The following is a 17,615-nucleotide window of genomic DNA, read 5'->3' on the forward strand; positions in this document are numbered from 1 at the left end:
TCAGATGCCCTGCAGGTCGAGGGCCTGCCGCAGCCGTGGCTCGACGAGCGAGGCCGAGCCCGCCGGTGCGAGGATGCCCGTGACGACCCGGAGTGCCTCGTCCCGGTCGGCACCGGTGCTCGTGAGGGCAGCCGTCATCGTCGAGGTCAGGTCCTCGAGCGCCCGGATGCAGGCGTACCGCACGAGCCGGCGCTCGTCGAGCTCGACCGGGCCGTACCCGGCGCGGAAGGCCGCGAGCTGCTCGGGCGTCGCGGGCGTGAACAGCACGCTGAACTCGACCAGGTGCAGGTCGATCTCGCGCGGTCCGACGACGGCCTCGTCCCAGTCGACCAGCCGCAGCGAGCCGTCCGACTCGACGAGCACGTTGCCGAGGTGCGGGTCGCCGTGGCACGGCACGGGGTCTCCCGCCGCGCCGGGCTCGAGCCTCGTCCCGCGCAGCAGCAGGTCGACCCGGTCGCGGGCGTCCCGCCACAGGTCGAGCACCGGGTCGGCCGAGCGCGCCGCCGCCGCGGCCGTCGCCTGGGCCGCGCCCGCGGCCGCGCCTGCGTCGGCGTCTGCGTCGGCGTCTGCGACCGCCGAGCGTCCGGCGAGATCGGCCGCCGCGTCGAGCGCGCGGATCTCGGCGCGGTACCGGCGCCTGCGGCGGCGGATGCCCCGGCGCGCTCCCTGCCGGCGGGGCGGCACGGGGAAGGCGTGGGCGTGCACGTCCGCGAGGAGCGCGCCGTACGCACGCCATGCCTCCAGGCCGAGTCCGACGGTGGCCGCGTCCTCGCCGTCCGACCACCGGGTGAGCGCGAGCTTGCCGCCGGCCCGGCGGCTGCGGCGCCGTCCGTCGGCGGTCGTGCGGGTGCCGGGCGTGCCCTCGAGGCCGGCGGCCGCCATCGAGGAGACGAGCCTCGTGCCGGTGCGGCTCGGACGGGTGGTCCACTTCGCCGCCCACGCGGTGCCCTCGCCGTCGATGACCCGCCAGACGGCCGCGGAGGTGTCGGTGCCGCCGGTGACCTCGTCGACGACGACGGCGTGCACGCCGAAGTCCTCGGACACCCAGCGCCGGACGTCGTCCGACGTCGGACGGCTCCCCGGCGTCACCGCAGGCCGCTCCGCGACAGACCCTCGACGAAGTAGCGCTGGAAGGCGAGGAAGAGCGCGACGATCGGCAGGATCATGAGCAGGTTGACGGCCATGATCGCACCGTAGTCCGACGTGTACTGTCCCTGCAGCGTCCCGACGATCCCGATCGGCACCGTGAACAGGTCCTGGTTGCCGGACAGCGCCACGAGCGGCCACCCGAACGCGTTCCACTCCCCCATGAACGTCAGCAGCACGAGCACGGCGAGGAGCGGCCGGCACTGCGGCAGCACCACCGACACGAACGTGCGGAAGCGTCCGGCGCCGTCGAGCTGTGCCGCCTCGATGAGCTCGTCCGGCACCGCGAGGAAGAACTGCCGCGCCAGGAACACCCCGAAGATCGCCGCCGCCTCGGGCAGGATCACCGCCCACAGCCCGCCGTACAGGTGCAGCCCGATCGAGATGAAGAACTGCGGCACGATGATCGCCTGCGGCGGGATCATCAGCGTCGACAGCAGCACGAGGAACAGGGCGTTGCGCCCGCGGAACCGCAACTTGGCGAACGCGTACCCGGCGAGCAGGTTGCAGAACACCGTGATGACGGTGACGACGACCGCCACGAGCAGCGAGTTCGCGAACCACCGCCAGACCGGGAACTCCTGGAACGGCCGGACGAAGTTCTGCAGCGTCGGGTGCTGCGGCCAGAGCTGCAGCCCGGGGGCGTACAGGTCGGCGCGCGTCGAGAACGCCGTCAGCACCATCCAGTACAGCGGGAACGCCATCACCACGGTGACGATGATCGCGACGGTCAGGCGGAGCCAGAGCAGCTTGCCGCGCTTCCGGGGCGATCGGGTGGCGGTGGTGCTCGTGGCTCGGGCGGACCGACCGGACGCCGCAGCGCCGGTGTCCCACGTCGATGAGGTCATCAGTCCGTCTGGTCCCGTCCAGCGTTGAAGCGCCACTGCAGTCCCGTGATGAGGAGCGTCACGAGGTAGATCACGATGCCGACCGCCGCTCCGTAGCCGAGCAGCTGCGGCCCGTGCTCGTCGAAGGCCACCCGGTAGGCGTAGGACACCACCGTCGTCGTGCCGTACCCGGGCCCGCCGCGGGTCATCGCCCACACGGTGTCGAACACCTGGAACGAGTAGATGAGGTTCATCACGAGCAGGAAGAACGTCGACGGCCCGAGCAGCGGGAACGTGATGAGCCGGAAGCGCTGCCATCCGGTCGCACCGTCGGTCGACGCGGCCTCCTGCACCGCGGGATCGACGCCCTGCAGACCCGCCAGGTAGATGAGCATGTCGAAGCCGATGCGCTGCCAGAGGGTCATGAGGATGACCGCCGTCATCGCCCACCCGCCGCTCGACTGCCAGTCCACCTGCGGTAGCCCGAGCGTCGCGAGGAACTTGTCGATGAACCCGTTGTTCTGGTCGAACATCCACGCGCCGAGCACGCCCGTGGCCACACCGGAAACGACGAGCGGCAGGAAGATGATCGTCCGGAACACCGTCCGACCGGGCAGCACGCCGTTCAGCAGCACCGCGATCCCCAGGCCGATCGCCATGCCGACCGGCACCGTGAACAGCGTGAAGACGCCGGTGTTCCACACCGACTGCCAGAACACCGGGTCGGTGACGAGCTGCACGTAGTTGCCGAGACCGGCCCAGCTCGTCCCGCCCAGCGAGTCGAGGTCCTGGAAGCTGATCACCAGCGCGTACACGAGCGGCAGCAGCGTGAAGACGACGATCAGCACGACGTTCGGCAGCAGGAACGCAGATGCGGCCGCCGTACTGGAGGCACGGAAGACCCCGGCCGACCGCCGCGGTCCGCGCCGCACGGCTCCGCCCGCCGTGGCGCCGCCGATGCGCTCGGTCGCGCCCGTCACGCGGACACCGCCCGGTCGACCGCGGCGTCGATCGCGCGGACCGCCTGCTCGGTGCCCCGGCCGTGGAACGCGAGCTCGAGCTGGTCCTGCAGCGCGGTGTTGATCGACGCGAAGCCCGGCACGACGGTCTCGCGCACAGCCGTCTCGGTGATCGTCGTGGCCTGCTGCGTGAAGACCCCCATCACGTCCGGGCGGACCGCGTAGTCGAGCGTCTGGTCCGCCAGGGTCTGCAGCGTCGGGAGCTCGTTGGCGAGCTGACAGAAGTCGCGCATCTGGTCCTCCTCCACGAGGAACTTGAGGAACGCGGCTGCGAGTTCGGGGTTCTCGGTGTCCCGCGTCGCGACGATCGCGTTGCCGCCGAGGTCGGACGCCGCCGCCCGGTCCCGCGGCATGTAGGTCGTCGCCCACTCGCCGCCCTGGTACCCGTTCGCTCCGTCAGCGAGCTCGGGTACGAGGAAGTCGCCGATGAACGTCATCGCCACGGTCTGGTTGAGGAAGAAGTTGTCCGAGTAGACCGTCGTCTTGATGGTGTTGTTCGCCGGCACCCACTTCTCGTCGAAGAACCGCTGCGTGAACGCCATGGCCTCGCGCGCCGGATCCCCGTCGACCGCGGAGTGCCGCAGGTCCTCAGTGAGCAGCGATCCGCCCGCCTGGTACAAGAAGCTCGCCCAGCGGTAGGCGCCGGCGGCCGTCCAGTCGTAGGCGAACGGGTACTTGTCATCGGGCAGGGTCTTTCGGAGCTTCGTGCTGACGTCGGAGAACTCCTCCCACGTCCACGCGTCCTCCAGCCGGTCGGGCACGGCGCCGATGCCCGCCTCGTCGAGGGCCTCCCGGCTGAACGCGATCGCCGAGGTGTCGGTCTGGTGCGGCACACCGTACGTCCGTCCCTCGAACCGCACGGCGTCGTACAGCGCCGGCAGGAACCCCTTCGCCTCGGTCGCGCTGAGGTACGGCGTCATGTCGAGCAGCACCCCGTGCGAGGTGTACTTCCCGATGCTCGTGTAGTCGACCCGGAAGACGTCGGGAGCCGTGCGCGAGAGGATGCCCCGGTCGATGCCCGAGAAGAACCCGTCGTACGGCAGGGTCTGCAGCTCGATCGTCGCCTTCGGGTGCCGTTTCTCGAACCCGACCTTGGCGCGCGCGAACCCGCTGTTCTCACCGTCGCTGCCGCCCCAGAACGCGAAGCGCAGCGTCCCCTCGACCTCGCCGATGTCGGCCTTCGACCCGGGCGCCGCAGTACTCGGCTGCGGACCGTTGTTCGCGACGCACCCGCTCAGGGCGGTGGCCGCGCCGAGCCCGAGGGCGCCCGCGAGGAGCGACCGTCGGGTCAACTGCAGTGGTGGCACGGTGCTCCTGACCTGGAGGTGCGGACTTGCTCGGACTCTAGACGCGAGCGCCGACACCGGTGGCCGCAGTGCGCATTCCGCTCCCGTGACGTGGGAGCATGGCCGGGCACACCACCGCGGAGGGAACCCCATGAGCAGCAGCGACACGAGCGGGTCGGCGTTCGGCCCCGGTGCCGGCAAGACCGAGTCGCCCGCCGGAGCCCTGCGGCGCCGCATGGCATCATCGGCGCAGCGGTTCCTCGGCAGCGCCGCCTGGGTGCCGTGGAAGCCGGCGGGCGACCCCGAAGGCGGGAGCATCGCGCACGTGATGATCCGCGACCTGCCGTTCGTCCCGGTGTTCACCGACCCCGCTCAGCTCACCGAGGGTGTCCCCGGCACCGAGGCCCGCCCGGTCCGGATGGCCGAGCTCGTCACCGCCGTGCCCGAGGAGTTCGGCATCGTCGTCGACCCGACCAGTGCCGAGGACGCGAACTTCCTGCACGCCGACGTGCTCGCCGGGATCCGGGCGCAGATGCGCGGCGAGGTCCCCGGCGACGACGACGCCGACGACGCCGAGGGCTCGGAGCCCGCTCGGGGTTAGTCCATCGGTCGTCCTGGGCCTCGCCACCCTGGCGAGGGCGGCCGTCCCCGACGTGGCGACTCCGATTCGCGATTGACGATCCTGGTTCAGGACAGCCGGCGATCGCGTACCGGAATCGTCACGCGCCGGATCGCGATCGTAGTGGCGTCGCTGTCCGCGCCTGACCACCGGACTGACCCAGTTCTGGGGATTCTTCAGTATCCGCTCGATCGGCACCATGGGATGGTTGCCGAACCGAGGGGGCGCACGTGCAGTTGGGTGGACCCGGACCACGAGATTGGTCACCGAGTGAGCCGTCGACCCCACCGACGCGGACACGTCGAGGGATGCCGCCGCTGTACGCGCCGTCGCCGCTCCTCACTGCTTCCTCGGCAACGGACTGCGTACCGCGCCGCGCCCGCCCGTGGGCCTTCGCGACCCTGTCGATGCTGCTCGGCCTGGGAAGCGTCGTGCTCGCGCTCGTGGAACCGCAACACCAGGGTGTGCCGTCGGGCTTCATCGTCAGCACGATCGGCGTGACCGCGATCGCCTGCGGTGTCCAAGCGGTCCGGCGCGCTCGCTGGGGCTCGGTCCTGTCGAGGGCGTTCGGCCGCGTGGGGATCATCCTCGGTTCGGTCGGGTCCGCGCTCATGCTCTACGCACTGCTGGCGTTCGGGCTGGTCAGCGTCGGAGTGCAGCTGCCCGCGCTCTCCCTCCCGTCACTGCCGTCGACGACGAACCTCGGACCCTCTGTCGCCGGTGTCGACCTCGACTCGACCGACCGAGCCGTAGCCGGGGACAGCCAGGACCTTCCAGCGGTCGCTGAGTCCGACACCGGCACCGCCGCGCTGCCTCCCGCAGCCGACCCGGCGGCCGTTCCCGAGTCTTCCGGCGGGCAGTCATCAGGGACGTCGACCCTCGAGGGCGAGCGGAACGCGCTGACGCAGAGCGCTGGCACGCTGTCGTTCGTCATGCGCCAGCACTTCCCCTCGGGCGTCTACCCGACGGAGCTCGTCGTCGCCGAACAGCCGAGCAGGCTCACGCTCATCGACGGGACCGGGCTGGCCTCGCTGCCCGAGGGCACCCGGGTGCTCTACTCGGTGGCAGCGAACCGCACCGCGTGGTCGGTCACGCTCGTGGGTGCGCAGCACGGCTCGGTCGTGACCTACAGCTCCGCCGTCGGAACCGTGCAGGTCGGCTGACCAGGAGCTTGTCAGCGGGGCTGCTCGACCAGCTCGATGAACCGCGAGAGCAGCGACAGTCCGCTGATCGTCGGCGGCAGCCCCGTCGTGAGCGCCGGCGAGTAGACGAGGTACGCCGCCCACTGCGCCCGGGACAGCGCGACGTTGAGCCGGTTCGGCATGAGCAGGAAGTCGAGGCCGCGCGGGATGTCCGCCGCGCTCGAGGCCGCGAGCGACGTGATCGACACCACGGCCTCGCGGCCCTGGAACATGTCGACCGTGCCGACCTGGGTGCCGCGGAGTCCGGCGCGGTCGAGGGCCTCGCGGATCAGGGCGCCTTGCGCGTTGTACGGCGCGACGACGATGACGTCCTCGTCCGTGAGCGTCCGCGAGACCTCGCCGTCGACCCACCGGCGGCCGATCAGGCTCCGCGCGAGTTCGACGACGCGCGCGGCCTCCTCCTCGGACGACGTCGTGTTCCCGCTGTGCACGACCGGCACGGGGTGGACGCCCGGGTCGAGGTCGTCCAGGTGCCGCCCGCTGACGATCGACGTCAGCTGGCCGTCGTACGACAGGCCAGAGACCGATGCGGTGAGCGCGGGCTCCATCCGCCGGGTGTGCGCGAGGAAGTAACCGAACTCGGGCGGGAGCACGTGCTCGCCGTCCGCCAGCCACCCGAGTGCCGACTGGTCGACCGGCTCCGGGTGCGAGCCCTGCGAGACCTGCGGCAACTGCTGCGGGTCGCCGAGCAGCAGCAGGCGCTGCGCGGCGATCGAGGACGCGATGGTCGGCGCGAGCGAGAACTGCCCGGCCTCGTCGACCACGAGGAGGTCGAGGGAGCGCCGCGGGATCGTGCCCTCGTTCGCGAACGTCCACGCCGTCCCGCCGACGACTCCCCCGGTGCCGGTCTCGGCGCACGACGACAGGAAGGCCGAGACGGCGGCGTTGTTCTTGACCGGGGTCCACTCGGCGGCCTCGAGCTCGTCCTCGGTCGCACCGGACTTCGGCACCTTGACCACGCGGTCGGCGGGTACCCCGGCGCGGACGACCGACGACAGGAAGTTCTCGCTCGTCGCGTGGGACTGGCCGACGACCCCGACGCGCCATCCGTGCTCGCGGACGAGCCGGGCGACGACGTTCGACCCGACGTAGGTCTTCCCCGTGCCGGGAGGGCCTTGGATCGCCAGGTACGACCGGTCGAGCCCGAGCAGCGTGGTCACGACCGCGGAGACGGTGTCATCGCCGGCGACGGGCGCGAGCGCACCACGGGGCGGGACCCGGCGGAGCAGGTCGAGCGCCGGATCGGGCAGCATCGACGGGAGGGCGTCGAGGACCTCCTGCCCCCACTCGGCGATCGCCTCCGGCTGCGGCTTCGCCCGCGGCGGGGAGGCCGGCGAAAGCGCGACCGGGAAGTCGTGGTGCGGCTCGCCGCCGCCGACCGGCAGGCTCTCCTTCACCAGGACCTCGAACGCGTCGCCGTTGTCGGCCGCTTCCAGCACGACGGCGCGAGCCGACGCGCCCTTCGAACCGGGCGCCGGAGCGCTGACCGACGGCGGGAGTGGGTCGTCGTAGACGAGGTGGGGCGTGCCTCCCGGCCGGATCCGCGAACCGGGCGCGAGCGTCCCGGACAGGCGGATCTCGCGCGACTGCGAGCGGGCACGCGGCAGCGTGTCCCAGTCCCGCTCGACGGACGCACGCTCGACGACGAGGACGTCGCGGGTGTCGGCCCAGTCGTCGACGGGGTTGCGGAGGCGGTCGAAGTGGTCCTGCCAGAAGGTCTTGGCCTCGCGGCGGTGGTAGTCGATCGCGGCGGCGGCGAGGGCCAGGGCGGTCTGGTCGGCGTCGCGGTCGAGGAGGTCGACGTCCGCGATCTGCGCGGCGAGCGCCGTGTACACCGGGTTCGGCTCGCGCTCGACGGGGATCGGCGGCAGGAGTTCCGTGTCCTCGGTCGTCGGCTCCGTGCGCGGGGGCCGGAGCGACAGCAGCCAGTCGCGGAGCCGCAGCGTGGAGCGGCAGTCGTAGGCGTTGTAGTCGGCGACCTGGTCGAGCATGCGCTGACCGGTGGCGGGATCGCCGTTCCGGAGTTCCTCGATCGCCTCGACGTAGGCGGTGATGCTGTCGGCGGCGTTCGTGACGTCGCTCAGGCGGAGGTCCTCACCCATGTACAGCGGCTCGAGCTTCTTGATCGAGTAGCTGTGGCTGCCGACCACCAGGGCCTTGCGGACGATCGGGTACAGGTCGACGAGGACGCCGGCGCGGAGGAGGTCGTCGACGTCGTCCTCCCCCACGCCGTGGCGGGCCGCGAGGGACAGCAGGTGCGTCCGCTCGTACGCCGCGTAGTGGTAGATGTGCATGCCCGGGTGCGTTTCTCGTCGTGTTCGAACGAACGCGAGGAAGTCGAGCAGCGCCTGCCGCTCGTCGCGGATGGTGTGCGCCCAGAAGGCGGTGAAGTCGGCGCGGTCGTCGACCAGGCCGAACAGGTAGTCCAGGCCCCAGTGCACGCCGTCCTCGGTGTGCAGGGGGTCGCCCTCGAAGTCGAAGAACACGTCGCCCGCGTCGGGCTCCGGGATCGCGTCGAGGGCGCGGGGGTCGTGGAGTTCGAAGCGCGGCTTGGTCTTGTTGGTGTGGCCTGCTTGCTGCTCGGCTTCGGTCTCGGTCTGGAGGCGCGCCTGCCGTACCAGCCTGTCTTGCGTCGACCGCGGCAGGCCGGGCACGGCCGCGGTGCGGTCCGCCAGGTCGTCGATCGTCCGCACGCCCTGCCGGATCAGCTTCGTGCGCTGGTCGAGGCGCATCCCGGCGACGAGGACCAGGTCGCGGTGCTGCTGCACCTGCGTCTGACAGATGGCGCAGCGGCCGCAGCTCGAGTACCGGGGGTCGCCCCAACGGAGCTCCTCGTCCGCTGCGATGCGCTCGGCGATGACCCGCTCGAGTTCGGCACGCTGCGTCCGGTAGACCGGGGCGATGTCGGCGAGGTCGTGCGTGGTGGTCGTGCGGTCACCGAGGACGAGGTGGACCTGCTCACCGGTCGGGATGCCGTGCGCCTGCATCTGCTCGGCGTAGGCGGCGAGCTGGAGGAGGGCGCTGATCTTGGCGTGTCGGGCGAGCTTGGTGTCGTAGACCTCGTAGGCGCCCTCGGCGTTGCGGATGATGAAGTCGGCGAAGCCGATGAATCCCGGGCGGTCGGGGGTAGGCGGCTGGTGGAAGGTGGGTTGGTAGAGGACGTCGGCGCCTTCATGGAAGGCGTCTAAGGCTTGTTGCGCTGCTGTCTTGTAGTCGCGCGGAGCGGGTCGCTCGAACTCGACGACGTCGCGGGTCTGCTTCAGTATCTCGAGGTAGTCGAGCTCGTGCTGGTCCCCCAGACGAGCGGTGCGCTCGAGCATGTCGTCGTGCTCGTCAGGCAAGGAGCCCCCGCGACCGAGCTTGGCGTCGAGGCGGCGGAGGAACGCCCACTCGCAGGACGCCCACGTGCTCAGGTCACTCGGACTGAGCAGGACCTGCCCGTCAGTGGTGATCTGCATGCGCTCCCCCGTGTCGTCTGGTGCCCTGACGAGCCTAGGGGCGGGGTCCGACAGCAGCGTCCTCCGCGGAACCACTATCATCGAACGGTCGTTCCACCCGGAGGGCGACGGATCAGATCACAGGACCCGACCCGATGACCGACACCCGCGCCGTCACCACGCGCGCTGCTGCGCTCCACCGAGGACGAACCGTCCGTCGCACCGGCCCGGTCGGTGCGACGGTGGTCGCCGTCGTGGCCACGGCCCTCGTCGCGACGACCCTGTCCACCGGTTCGCCCTGGCCCTCGGCGCTCGCGGCCGCGGCGGCGGTCCTGCTCGCCACCGCACGCCGCATCGGTTGGTCGGCGGCCGGTGGCACCGCCGTGCTCGTCGGTCTCGCCCCGGCGCTGCTGGCGCTCCGACTCGGACCGGTCTGCGGTGTCGACCCGGGCCTCCTCGCCGTCGTCTTCTGGTGGGCCGTCACGCTCGTGGGGTGGGTCGACGTCGTCGCCGGTCGGCGGCCCCGGACCGCGCCGAGCACCGTCGTGCGCGCCGTCTCCGTCGCGGTGCCGGTCCTCTTCGGACTCGTGTCCATCGCGGTCGTGGCCGCTGCGCCGAAGGTGGCCGCGGTCGCCTGGGCGACCCGACGTGACTCGGCGAACAACGTGATGTTCGCCCGGTTCATCCTCGAGGACGGGGGTGTCGATCCCGGCCGACACCCGAACCCCGCGTACCTGCTCCAGGGGCTCGTCGCACTCGGTGTCCGTCCCGATGCCTCCGTACAGGACCTGTTCTGGTCGTACCAGGCCGTCTGGCTCGGTGGCACGGTCCTCGCCGCCGCCGTGGCCGCTGCGCTCGTCGCCTCGTCCGTGCGACAGCCGGTCGTCGCACTGCTGGGAGCACTCGTCGCGGGTGGGTTCGTGTACTCGTGGTTCGTCCTCGGTCTGTCGATGACCTACGGCTTCGCGAACGTGCCGCTCTCGGTCGCCCTGCTCGGGTCGGTGCTCCTCGTGGCGCGCGGCGCTCGGACGACGGTCATGATGCGCATCGCGGTGCTCGTCGTCGGAGCGGTCCTGCTCCTCGCGAGCTGGGCGCCGCTCGCCGTCGTTCCCGCCGCGCTCGGTGTCGTCGCGCTCGTCCGGGCCGTCCTCGACGCCGTGCGCCAGCGGACCGGCGGTGAGTCCCGCGCAGCAGGTGCCCTCGCGGTCGTCCGTGGAGCACCCGTGCAGCTGACCGCCCTCGTGCTGACGCTCGTGGCAGGTCTGGGGTACGTCGTGCTGGTCGTCCTGCCCGACCTCCGCTCCGACGGGGGCAACCTCACCCAGGGCGGGGGCTTCCCGGAGATGTCGCCCACGATCGGTCTCGTGGTGGGCGGCCTCGCCCTCCTGCTCGCGGTGACGCGCCGGTGGCTCCACAAGCCGAGCAGCGACGGCACCGTGCCCGACGGCGGTACCGACTGGCGCGCGGTCGTCCTGGTGCTCGCCGGTGGGGCATCCGTCGCGGCGTTCGTCGGACTGGCCGCGGCCGCGGGGCAGTCGCTCTGGACGTACTACCCGGAGAAGCTCATGTGGATCCTGGTGGTGACCGCCGTGCCGCTCGTGCTCGCCGGCGCCCTCGACGCCACACGGTGGGTCGCCCTCAGGGTGCTCGTCACCGCTGTCACCGTCGCCGCCGTCACGCTCGTCGTCCTGCCCGTCGACGACGGCCCCACCCCGGAGGACCGGTGGCCGGCGCTCAAGGTCGCGAACGGCATCGCACCAGGGGCGGAAGAGGAAGCGCGAGACGTCCTCCGCGTCGCCGACAGCGGTCGCCCGACGATCGCGTGGCTGTACGGTTCGACGGCGTTCGACGACCTCCTCAACCTCTGGACGACCGACGCGGTGGCGGACGGCCCGGACGACATCGTCCGGGAGTACGCGGGGACACCCGCCCACGAACCGGAGCAGGTCTGCCGGACCCTCGAGGGCCTCGGATCGGACGCGGTGCTCCTGACCCGGGCGACGAACGTCCCGGCCGCTGTCCGGGCGACGTGCCCGGACGTGGCGTTCACGGTGCAGACGGAGATCGGCGCGCGCTGAGGGCAGCGGCCGGCTTGCGATGATCGTCGGCGTTCGGGAACGCGAGGAAGTCGGTCAGCGCCTGCCGCTCGTCGCGGATGGTGTGTGCCCAGAAGGCGGTGAAGTCGGCGCGGTCGTCGACCAGGCCGAACAGGTAGTCCAGGCCCCAGTGCACGCCGTCCTCGGTGTGCAGGGGGTCGCCCTCGAAGTCGAAGAACACGTCGCCCGGGTCCGGCTCCGGGATCGCGTCGAGGGCGCGAGGGTCGTGGAGTTCGAAGCGCGGCTTGGCCTTGTTCGCTCGGCCCGCTTGCTGATCGGCTTCGGTTTCGGTCTGGAGGCGCGCCTGACGCACGAGCCTGTCTTGCGTCGACCGCGGCATGCCGGGCACGGCCGCGGTGCGGTCCGCCAGGTCGTCGATCGTCCGCACCCCCTGCCGGATCAGCTTCGTGCGCTGGTCGAGGCGCATCCCGGCGACGAGGACCAGGTCGCGGTGCTGCTGCACCTGCGTCTGGCAGATGGCGCAGCGGCCGCAACTGGAGTAGCGGGGGTCACCCCAACGGAGCTCCTCGTCCGCTGCGATGCGCTCGGCGATGACCCGCTCGAGCTCGGCGCGCTGCGTCCGGTAGACCGGGGCGATGTCGGCGAGGTCGTGCGTGGTGGTCGTCCGGTCGCCGAGGACGAGGTGGACCTGCTCACCGGTCGGGATGCCGTGCGCCTGCATCTGCTCGGCGTAGGCGGCGAGCTGGAGCAGGGCGCTGATCTTGGCGTGTCGGGCGAGCTTGGTGTCGTAGACCTCGTACGCGCCGCGGTGGTTGCGGATGATGAAGTCCGCGAAGCCGATGAATCCCGGGTGCTCGGGGGTAGGCGGCTCGTGGAAGGTGGGTTGGTAGAGGACGTCGGCGCCCGTTGCGAAGGCTGCTCGTGCTTCGGCGGCCGCTCGGGCGTAGTCCTGCGGTGCGGGACGGTCGAACTCGACGACGTCGCGGGTCTGCTTCAGGATCTCGAGGTAATCGAGCTCGTGCTGGTCCCCCAGGCGGGCGGTGCGCTCGAGCATGTCGTCGTGCTCGTCAGGCAAGGGGCCACCGCGGCAGAGCTTGGCATCGAGCCTGCGGAGGAACGCCCACTCGCAGGTCGCCCACGTGCTCAGGTCACTCGGACTGAGCAGGACCTGGCTGTCGGTGGTGATCTGCATGGGCTCCCCCGCTTTGTCTGGTGCGTCTACGAGCCTACGAGCGGCCGCTGACGGGCTCGGTCCGCACAAACCGCGGTCCCTCGTAGCCGTCACTGGACACTTGCCCGCGTAGCGTGTCAAGCTCATCCGCAGTAACGCGTGGCGGATCGCGACGCGCCAGAGGACGCGTCCGTCGCCTGCGTCCGCTGCGACGGGGATCAAGTCGCTGTTCCCGCGCGCGGCATCAGCGGGGTTCGGATTCTATCCGTCCACGTCGCCGAGATCGTCGCGCACGAGACGGTTCCGCCGGACCCGTTCCAGTGAGCGTTGGTACCGGTGTTCAGAGCCGCGGACGGGAGCGGCGAGGTCCGGGAAACCGGTTGGGTGGGAGGCACCCGCAACCAACACGATAGGGAGGCGGACAGCGCAGCGACCCGAGCTAAGAGTGTTCCACTCCCACGCTGAACCCAATCACGTAATACCTGCTACGAGTCGAGAGCGGGGGCAAAGCCCGGTCTGCCACGTCGTCGGCTTCCACCTAGCAGGTGACCCACTGCCTATTGAGCTGTTCTTATCAGTCACGAATAGGCCTCACGCAGAGGCCGCCTCAACGCCGCACGCTCCCAGCTAGACGCCGACGGCAACGTTCTGGGTCGGTCGAGCTCTCAATCAGAATCAGCTAGACCAAGCCACGAATGCAAAGCTACCAAGAACTTGTGCTCATCCTCAGTGACCGAATATTCATGGGAATTCGTGTTACGAATTCGGATTAGCTCATTCATCCAGGACGACTTGTCCTTCCAACTGCCTCCGCTGCGCTTTGCACTCGGAGCGGTGTAATCCGCACTGAAGCATTCGTCCCAAATTTTTTGCTTATAAGCAAGAATCCTATGGTAAGCGCTGAGATGCAAGCAGTCCCACCAGTCGACGGGCTCAGTATTCTCGCCCGATAGCTCCTTCTTGATCTTCAGGGCATGCGCGTCCTGCACCACCTCCGGTGGCACTGCCACCTTCCACCAACTCGCCCCGTATTGCTTCTCAAGTCTGAGCCGAACGTCGTCATGCAAGAATGTTTCAATATCCCGGATCATCGCAAACGATTCGGTGTTGAACTGCTTAGCTTGCGCTCGCTGCCATTCCTCCAGCCCCTCTGCTTCGAACTCTGGATCGGCAGCTTTGACAAATTCCTGCAACTTCCGCCAAAACACGTTTCCAGCACTGCCGCCGTATGTCTTCTTCAATTCAGCACCCTCCTCCGCGGAGAGCCCTGAGAGCCCTGAGATGATTGCGTCGATTTTATCTTCGAGATGCAAGAAGACTTCCTTCGGCGAAATCCGCTTCGCGTTGAATCGATTCTCTCGCTCGTACTGCTGGATGATTTCACCCAGTATCCGAATCAAAGCCTCTACACCATTGTTGATGAAGACAAAACCCCCGTCGGCCTTTCCAAGGTCCCATTGGACGGGCAGGCCTGATGCGAGTCGCTCAAACGCAAGCTCGAGGAAGGTCGAGAGCGGCCGTAACGTCGGCTCGACGCTACCTCTGTAGAAAGTCCCCGCCCGACGCATCTCTGACGCTGTGAACTCGCCGATAAACCCGCCCTTATCGAGCCCCCGCCTGACCGCGTCGAGAGAGATACAACGAAGGTTGGTAACCTTATCTTCCCCAAGCACCACTCTCCCTTTGAGGACGGACGTTTTCTCTTCACCGAGCCATTGCCCAACACGCAAAGTAAGCGCCTTTGCCTGCTCGCGCTTATTATGGGAGTACCATAAGAGGTCACTGTTGAGAGTATTGCGGAGATTCTTGGGGACCGCCTGCTGGTTTTCGTTGATTTGCATAAACAGCTGCACCTGATCGCTTGGCGACATGTCGACAAAAGCGACCACTGGCACCAATTCGCTGTCAGCCCGTTTCGAGCCAGCAAAACCGTAAAGGCGGTGCTGACCATCAATAACATAAGCGGAGGCGTAAGTCTGGGGCAGATGCAGTACACCGAGGCGAGATTCGCCCTCGCGCACACCAGCATCGTCGAACCTGAGGCGCGACACGTCGGCATCGATATTGAGCACGATCGAGTTGGGGAAGAAACCTCCTCCGTCAACGAACTTCTGAACCGCTTTCAGACGGGCTTTCTTTATAACGCGCTGATAGGCGTCCGTCGACCGACCGCCGCCAACACTGCGATGCAGGATGTAGGACAACTTGAGCAAGCGTTCTGGCTCGATCATAAATGAGTAATAGGTCTTGGAACCCATCCGTCCACGGATCGCCGGAACCTTCCCCTCGAGTCCTGGTATCTTCATACCTCGAAATAAGTGCCCGAGAAGCTGATACTTGGCTGCCACACCGATGTGGTTGGCGAGCTCGAGGTAGTAATCGACGGCCAGCTCGTCAAGATAGGCGATCTGCATTGCTTCTATGCGATCGATCGACTCCGCCGACACGGAGAAGTTATTGGTGGCAAGCACAAACTTGACTTTGCGTCCAGGAAAGGCTGATGCCAGTTTGCGCATAAGCGACTCTCTACTGCCGCGAATAATTTCTGCAACGTCTTTGAAGGTCTCTGCAGGTGCTTGTGCCGCGCCGCTCGATTTGCATTCGACCACCACGATAGTTTCAGCATCCATCGCAAAGACGTCGACCTGCCGAGATTCATTGTCCGATTCTCCCCACACGAGGCGGAAATCGCGACCCTTGTTCAGCTGCTCGAAGCCCAGACGAGCGAACATGGCCCAAACACGATCCTCGAAAGCGACGTCATGCGCTTTAGGCCGTCGCATTCGCACGCTTTTTATCATCTGCCGGTCGACGAACCAGCCTTCGCTTTGCAGCTCTTCGACCAGGGAAGGCCGAAAAGATTCTTTCACATCGAGCGACAGACGTTTTGTTGCCTCGATTTTTAGCGCAGCCCCCTCCGTGAACAGTCCCTTGATCACGAGATGCCTCCTTTGACCCGGATGTTTGTAAAGAGGTACTCGTCCGCACTACCCCGAGTTGCCTTCCGACCTCCGATAGAATTACGGCGCGATAGACGGTACATGTACCCCAAGGGGCGGAACAGAGCCGATATCGACGGATGCGCGGCGTTCGTCAAAATAATTTGTGCACCCCGTCGCGCCGCTCCGAGAGTCAGCTCTGCGAGCTCACGCTGGTTCTCGAAATCGAACTTGTCTTTAGTGTACTTAGTGAAGCCCTGCGAGCTTTCGGCTGTAACGTAGGGCGGATCGACGAAAAGCAAATCCCCCGCACCGGCGGCGGCGACTTGACTTTGATATCCGCCAGCAGTGAGTTGTGCTGATGCGAGCCGAGCGGATGCTTCTCGAAGGTGAGCAAGCGTTGGCATGTTCGGCGCTGCTCGCGATCCGAACGGGACATTATACTTCCCGCTTAGATTCACTCGATAGATGCCGTTGTAGGAGTGATGATTGAGATACAGGAACCGCGCCGCAGATTCTGCGGCATCGAAGGGCTCGCGACTGCGCACTTCGTAATACCTAGTAGCTTCGTTCTCGAGCACCGAATAGTGGGCGAAGACCTCATCGGGATCGTCTTTGATACTTTGGTAGGTCCGAATGAGGTCCTCATTAGCGTCACTCAGTAGACTTGGCACTCCAGCAATTGCGCCGAAAAAAACAGCGCCCCCGCCGACGAACGGCTCGAAATATCGAGCAAAGTCTGCCTGAGCAAGCAACGGTTCGAGACGCGGTACCAGCCAGCGTTTACCGCCGGCCCATCGCAACACGGGCTTGACGCCATCGACGATCGAGGGTTCCGTTACAGTCGACTCGTCCCCCACCATCGTCATTGCGCTTCTCGATCTCTCGTCCCACTGCTCATCCGCGCTAGTATCGCATGGCGACGAGAGGCGACGGCACACCGCGCCGGCCTCGCGGACGGCACGTGCATCAGCACGTTGCCTTCACGCCGAAGCGACGAAATGGGGCGGCTGTCCGTCTCCGTGGTGGCGTAGAGTGGGGGCGCCCACGACCTCACGCGCTCCCGCTGACTCGCATCGGTCACTGGACGCGTTCCACCCATGAATCTCACCAAAACGTCAAGCGCAGGTGCGTGAGAAGCAGGGCAACAGTTTGATGCGGCAGTTACCTTTAATCGACTCTTCACGCTCAGCTCGCCGACATGGGCACCCATTGGGCAGCCTTGGCCCTCAAGGCATCACCTCCAAGGCGTTCGACGCTCTCGGACCGCGTTGTGGCGGGTAGCTGGACTCAGCACCCAAGGCCAAGACTCCTGCTTCAACAGAAGCGCGCTAGCTTCGAGCACCTCGACTATGCCGCCTACTTTGCCTCTCTCGAGAGCAAGCGCACCGTCGTTCTCGACACGCGTGGCTTAATGCAGATCGTTTTGCGCGCATCCTAGAGCTCTTTGAGTGGGGACGCTGGACTACGGATCCCTCGCCTGTTCCGCACGGTCGGATCTTCTTGCAGGGCCGGACATGATTGGTCCGTGCCACCGACGCCGGCCTGCCTGGCTCAGCGGGTGCGCTTCACGAAGATGTGGAACACCGCCTACTCTCACGACCGCAGCCTCGCCGTGAGCGAGGGACAGACGCAAACGTACGCAGCGACGACACCGACATGTGGTTCTGGCTCTCCAGTCCGAAGCGCAACCGCACTGACGCTCGGTACGGCCACGGCGCCCCCGCCGTCGACAACGATGCCCGCGCTGACTACGAGGCCTTCCTCGACGGCGCCCCACTCCCCGGCGGCGAACACGGCTGACCTGCCGGCACGCGCATGGTCGCCCGGCGACCTTGCTTGCCGCACCACCTGCCGGATCGAAGACGGCCCGCAGCGCTGCCCCGCGCCTCCGGTGCGTCCTGCCGTCCCC

General features: G+C 67.9%; 12 protein-coding genes. 4 read left to right on the top strand and 8 right to left on the bottom strand.

The window, feature by feature from the left end; all coding sequences use genetic code 11:
* Genes QUG98_RS08570 through QUG98_RS08585 form a run of 4 tightly spaced genes read right to left on the bottom strand, consistent with a single transcriptional unit; the run spans position 1 to position 4,299 of the window.
* The gene (locus QUG98_RS08570; protein WP_289470129.1) at positions 1-1,089 is read right to left on the bottom strand and encodes a phosphotransferase family protein; all 1,089 of its coding nucleotides are present in this window, start codon (positions 1,087-1,089) and stop codon (positions 1-3) included.
* Positions 1,086-1,994, bottom strand: a complete 909-nt coding sequence (locus QUG98_RS08575) for a carbohydrate ABC transporter permease (protein ID WP_289470130.1) — start codon at positions 1,992-1,994, stop codon at positions 1,086-1,088. The genes QUG98_RS08570 and QUG98_RS08575 overlap by 4 nt, the downstream gene beginning before the upstream one ends.
* Positions 1,994-2,953, bottom strand: a complete 960-nt coding sequence (locus tag QUG98_RS08580; protein WP_254678364.1) for a carbohydrate ABC transporter permease — start codon at positions 2,951-2,953, stop codon at positions 1,994-1,996. The genes QUG98_RS08575 and QUG98_RS08580 overlap by 1 nt, the downstream gene beginning before the upstream one ends.
* On the bottom strand, positions 2,950-4,299 hold the full coding sequence (locus QUG98_RS08585) for an ABC transporter substrate-binding protein (protein WP_289470132.1): 1,350 nt from the start codon (positions 4,297-4,299) through the stop codon (positions 2,950-2,952). Before QUG98_RS08585 ends, QUG98_RS08580 begins: the two co-directional genes overlap by 4 nt.
* Positions 4,300-4,429: 130 nt before the next feature.
* Here QUG98_RS08585 and QUG98_RS08590 point away from each other — a divergent pair, with 130 nt between their 5' ends.
* Both QUG98_RS08590 and QUG98_RS08595 read left to right on the top strand, forming a co-directional pair.
* Positions 4,430-4,879, top strand: coding sequence for an SseB family protein (locus QUG98_RS08590; protein WP_289470133.1), 450 nt, complete (start codon positions 4,430-4,432; stop codon positions 4,877-4,879).
* A 326-nt stretch (positions 4,880-5,205) separates the two neighbouring features.
* A complete protein-coding gene (locus QUG98_RS08595; protein WP_289470134.1) occupies positions 5,206-6,060 on the top strand; it encodes a hypothetical protein in 855 nt (284 codons plus the stop codon).
* An 11-nt stretch (positions 6,061-6,071) separates the two neighbouring features.
* On the opposite strand, the gene QUG98_RS08600 is transcribed toward QUG98_RS08595, so the two are convergent.
* On the bottom strand, positions 6,072-9,557 hold the full coding sequence (locus QUG98_RS08600; protein WP_289470135.1) for a TM0106 family RecB-like putative nuclease: 3,486 nt from the start codon (positions 9,555-9,557) through the stop codon (positions 6,072-6,074).
* Between the two features lie 134 nt (positions 9,558-9,691).
* Here QUG98_RS08600 and QUG98_RS08605 point away from each other — a divergent pair, with 134 nt between their 5' ends.
* Positions 9,692-11,614 (top strand): hypothetical protein, encoded by a 1,923-nt coding sequence (locus QUG98_RS08605; RefSeq protein WP_289470136.1) that lies wholly within the window; start codon positions 9,692-9,694, stop codon positions 11,612-11,614.
* Here the strand turns inward: QUG98_RS08605 and QUG98_RS08610 are convergent.
* From QUG98_RS08610 to QUG98_RS08620, 3 genes are all read right to left on the bottom strand, one after another.
* A complete protein-coding gene (locus tag QUG98_RS08610) occupies positions 11,583-12,785 on the bottom strand; it encodes a PD-(D/E)XK nuclease family protein (protein WP_289470137.1) in 1,203 nt (400 codons plus the stop codon). The genes QUG98_RS08605 and QUG98_RS08610 overlap by 32 nt on opposite strands.
* A 644-nt stretch (positions 12,786-13,429) precedes the next feature.
* Complete coding sequence (locus QUG98_RS08615; RefSeq protein WP_289470138.1) at positions 13,430-15,703, bottom strand: DGQHR domain-containing protein; 2,274 nt, start codon at positions 15,701-15,703, stop codon at positions 13,430-13,432.
* Entirely contained in the window at positions 15,700-16,572 is an 873-nt protein-coding gene (locus tag QUG98_RS08620; RefSeq protein WP_289470139.1) for a DNA adenine methylase, read from the bottom strand. The genes QUG98_RS08615 and QUG98_RS08620 overlap by 4 nt, the downstream gene beginning before the upstream one ends.
* Before the next feature lie 790 nt (positions 16,573-17,362).
* Between QUG98_RS08620 and QUG98_RS08625 the strand changes: the two genes are divergently transcribed.
* Positions 17,363-17,506, top strand: coding sequence for a hypothetical protein (locus tag QUG98_RS08625; RefSeq protein ID WP_289470140.1), 144 nt, complete (start codon positions 17,363-17,365; stop codon positions 17,504-17,506).
* Positions 17,507-17,615: the final 109 nt, after the last annotated feature.

The organism is Curtobacterium subtropicum (assembly GCF_030362975.1).
Classification (GTDB): domain Bacteria; phylum Actinomycetota; class Actinomycetes; order Actinomycetales; family Microbacteriaceae; genus Curtobacterium; species Curtobacterium subtropicum.

Bases quoted from the DNA above. Each gene is read 5' to 3' on its own strand.
- QUG98_RS08595 (WP_289470134.1), top strand. From the start codon at position 5,206: ATGCCGCCGCTGTACGCGCCGTCGCCGCTCCTCACTGCTTCCTCGGCA.
- QUG98_RS08625 (WP_289470140.1), top strand. From the start codon at position 17,363: ATGTGGTTCTGGCTCTCCAGTCCGAAGCGCAACCGCACTGACGCTCGG.
- QUG98_RS08620 (WP_289470139.1), bottom strand. From the start codon at position 16,572: ATGACGATGGTGGGGGACGAGTCGACTGTAACGGAACCCTCGATCGTC.
- QUG98_RS08575 (WP_289470130.1), bottom strand. From the start codon at position 1,994: ATGACCTCATCGACGTGGGACACCGGCGCTGCGGCGTCCGGTCGGTCC.
- QUG98_RS08605 (WP_289470136.1), top strand. From the start codon at position 9,692: ATGACCGACACCCGCGCCGTCACCACGCGCGCTGCTGCGCTCCACCGA.
- QUG98_RS08610 (WP_289470137.1), bottom strand. From the start codon at position 12,785: ATGCAGATCACCACCGACAGCCAGGTCCTGCTCAGTCCGAGTGACCTG.
- QUG98_RS08600 (WP_289470135.1), bottom strand. From the start codon at position 9,557: ATGCAGATCACCACTGACGGGCAGGTCCTGCTCAGTCCGAGTGACCTG.
- QUG98_RS08590 (WP_289470133.1), top strand. From the start codon at position 4,430: ATGAGCAGCAGCGACACGAGCGGGTCGGCGTTCGGCCCCGGTGCCGGC.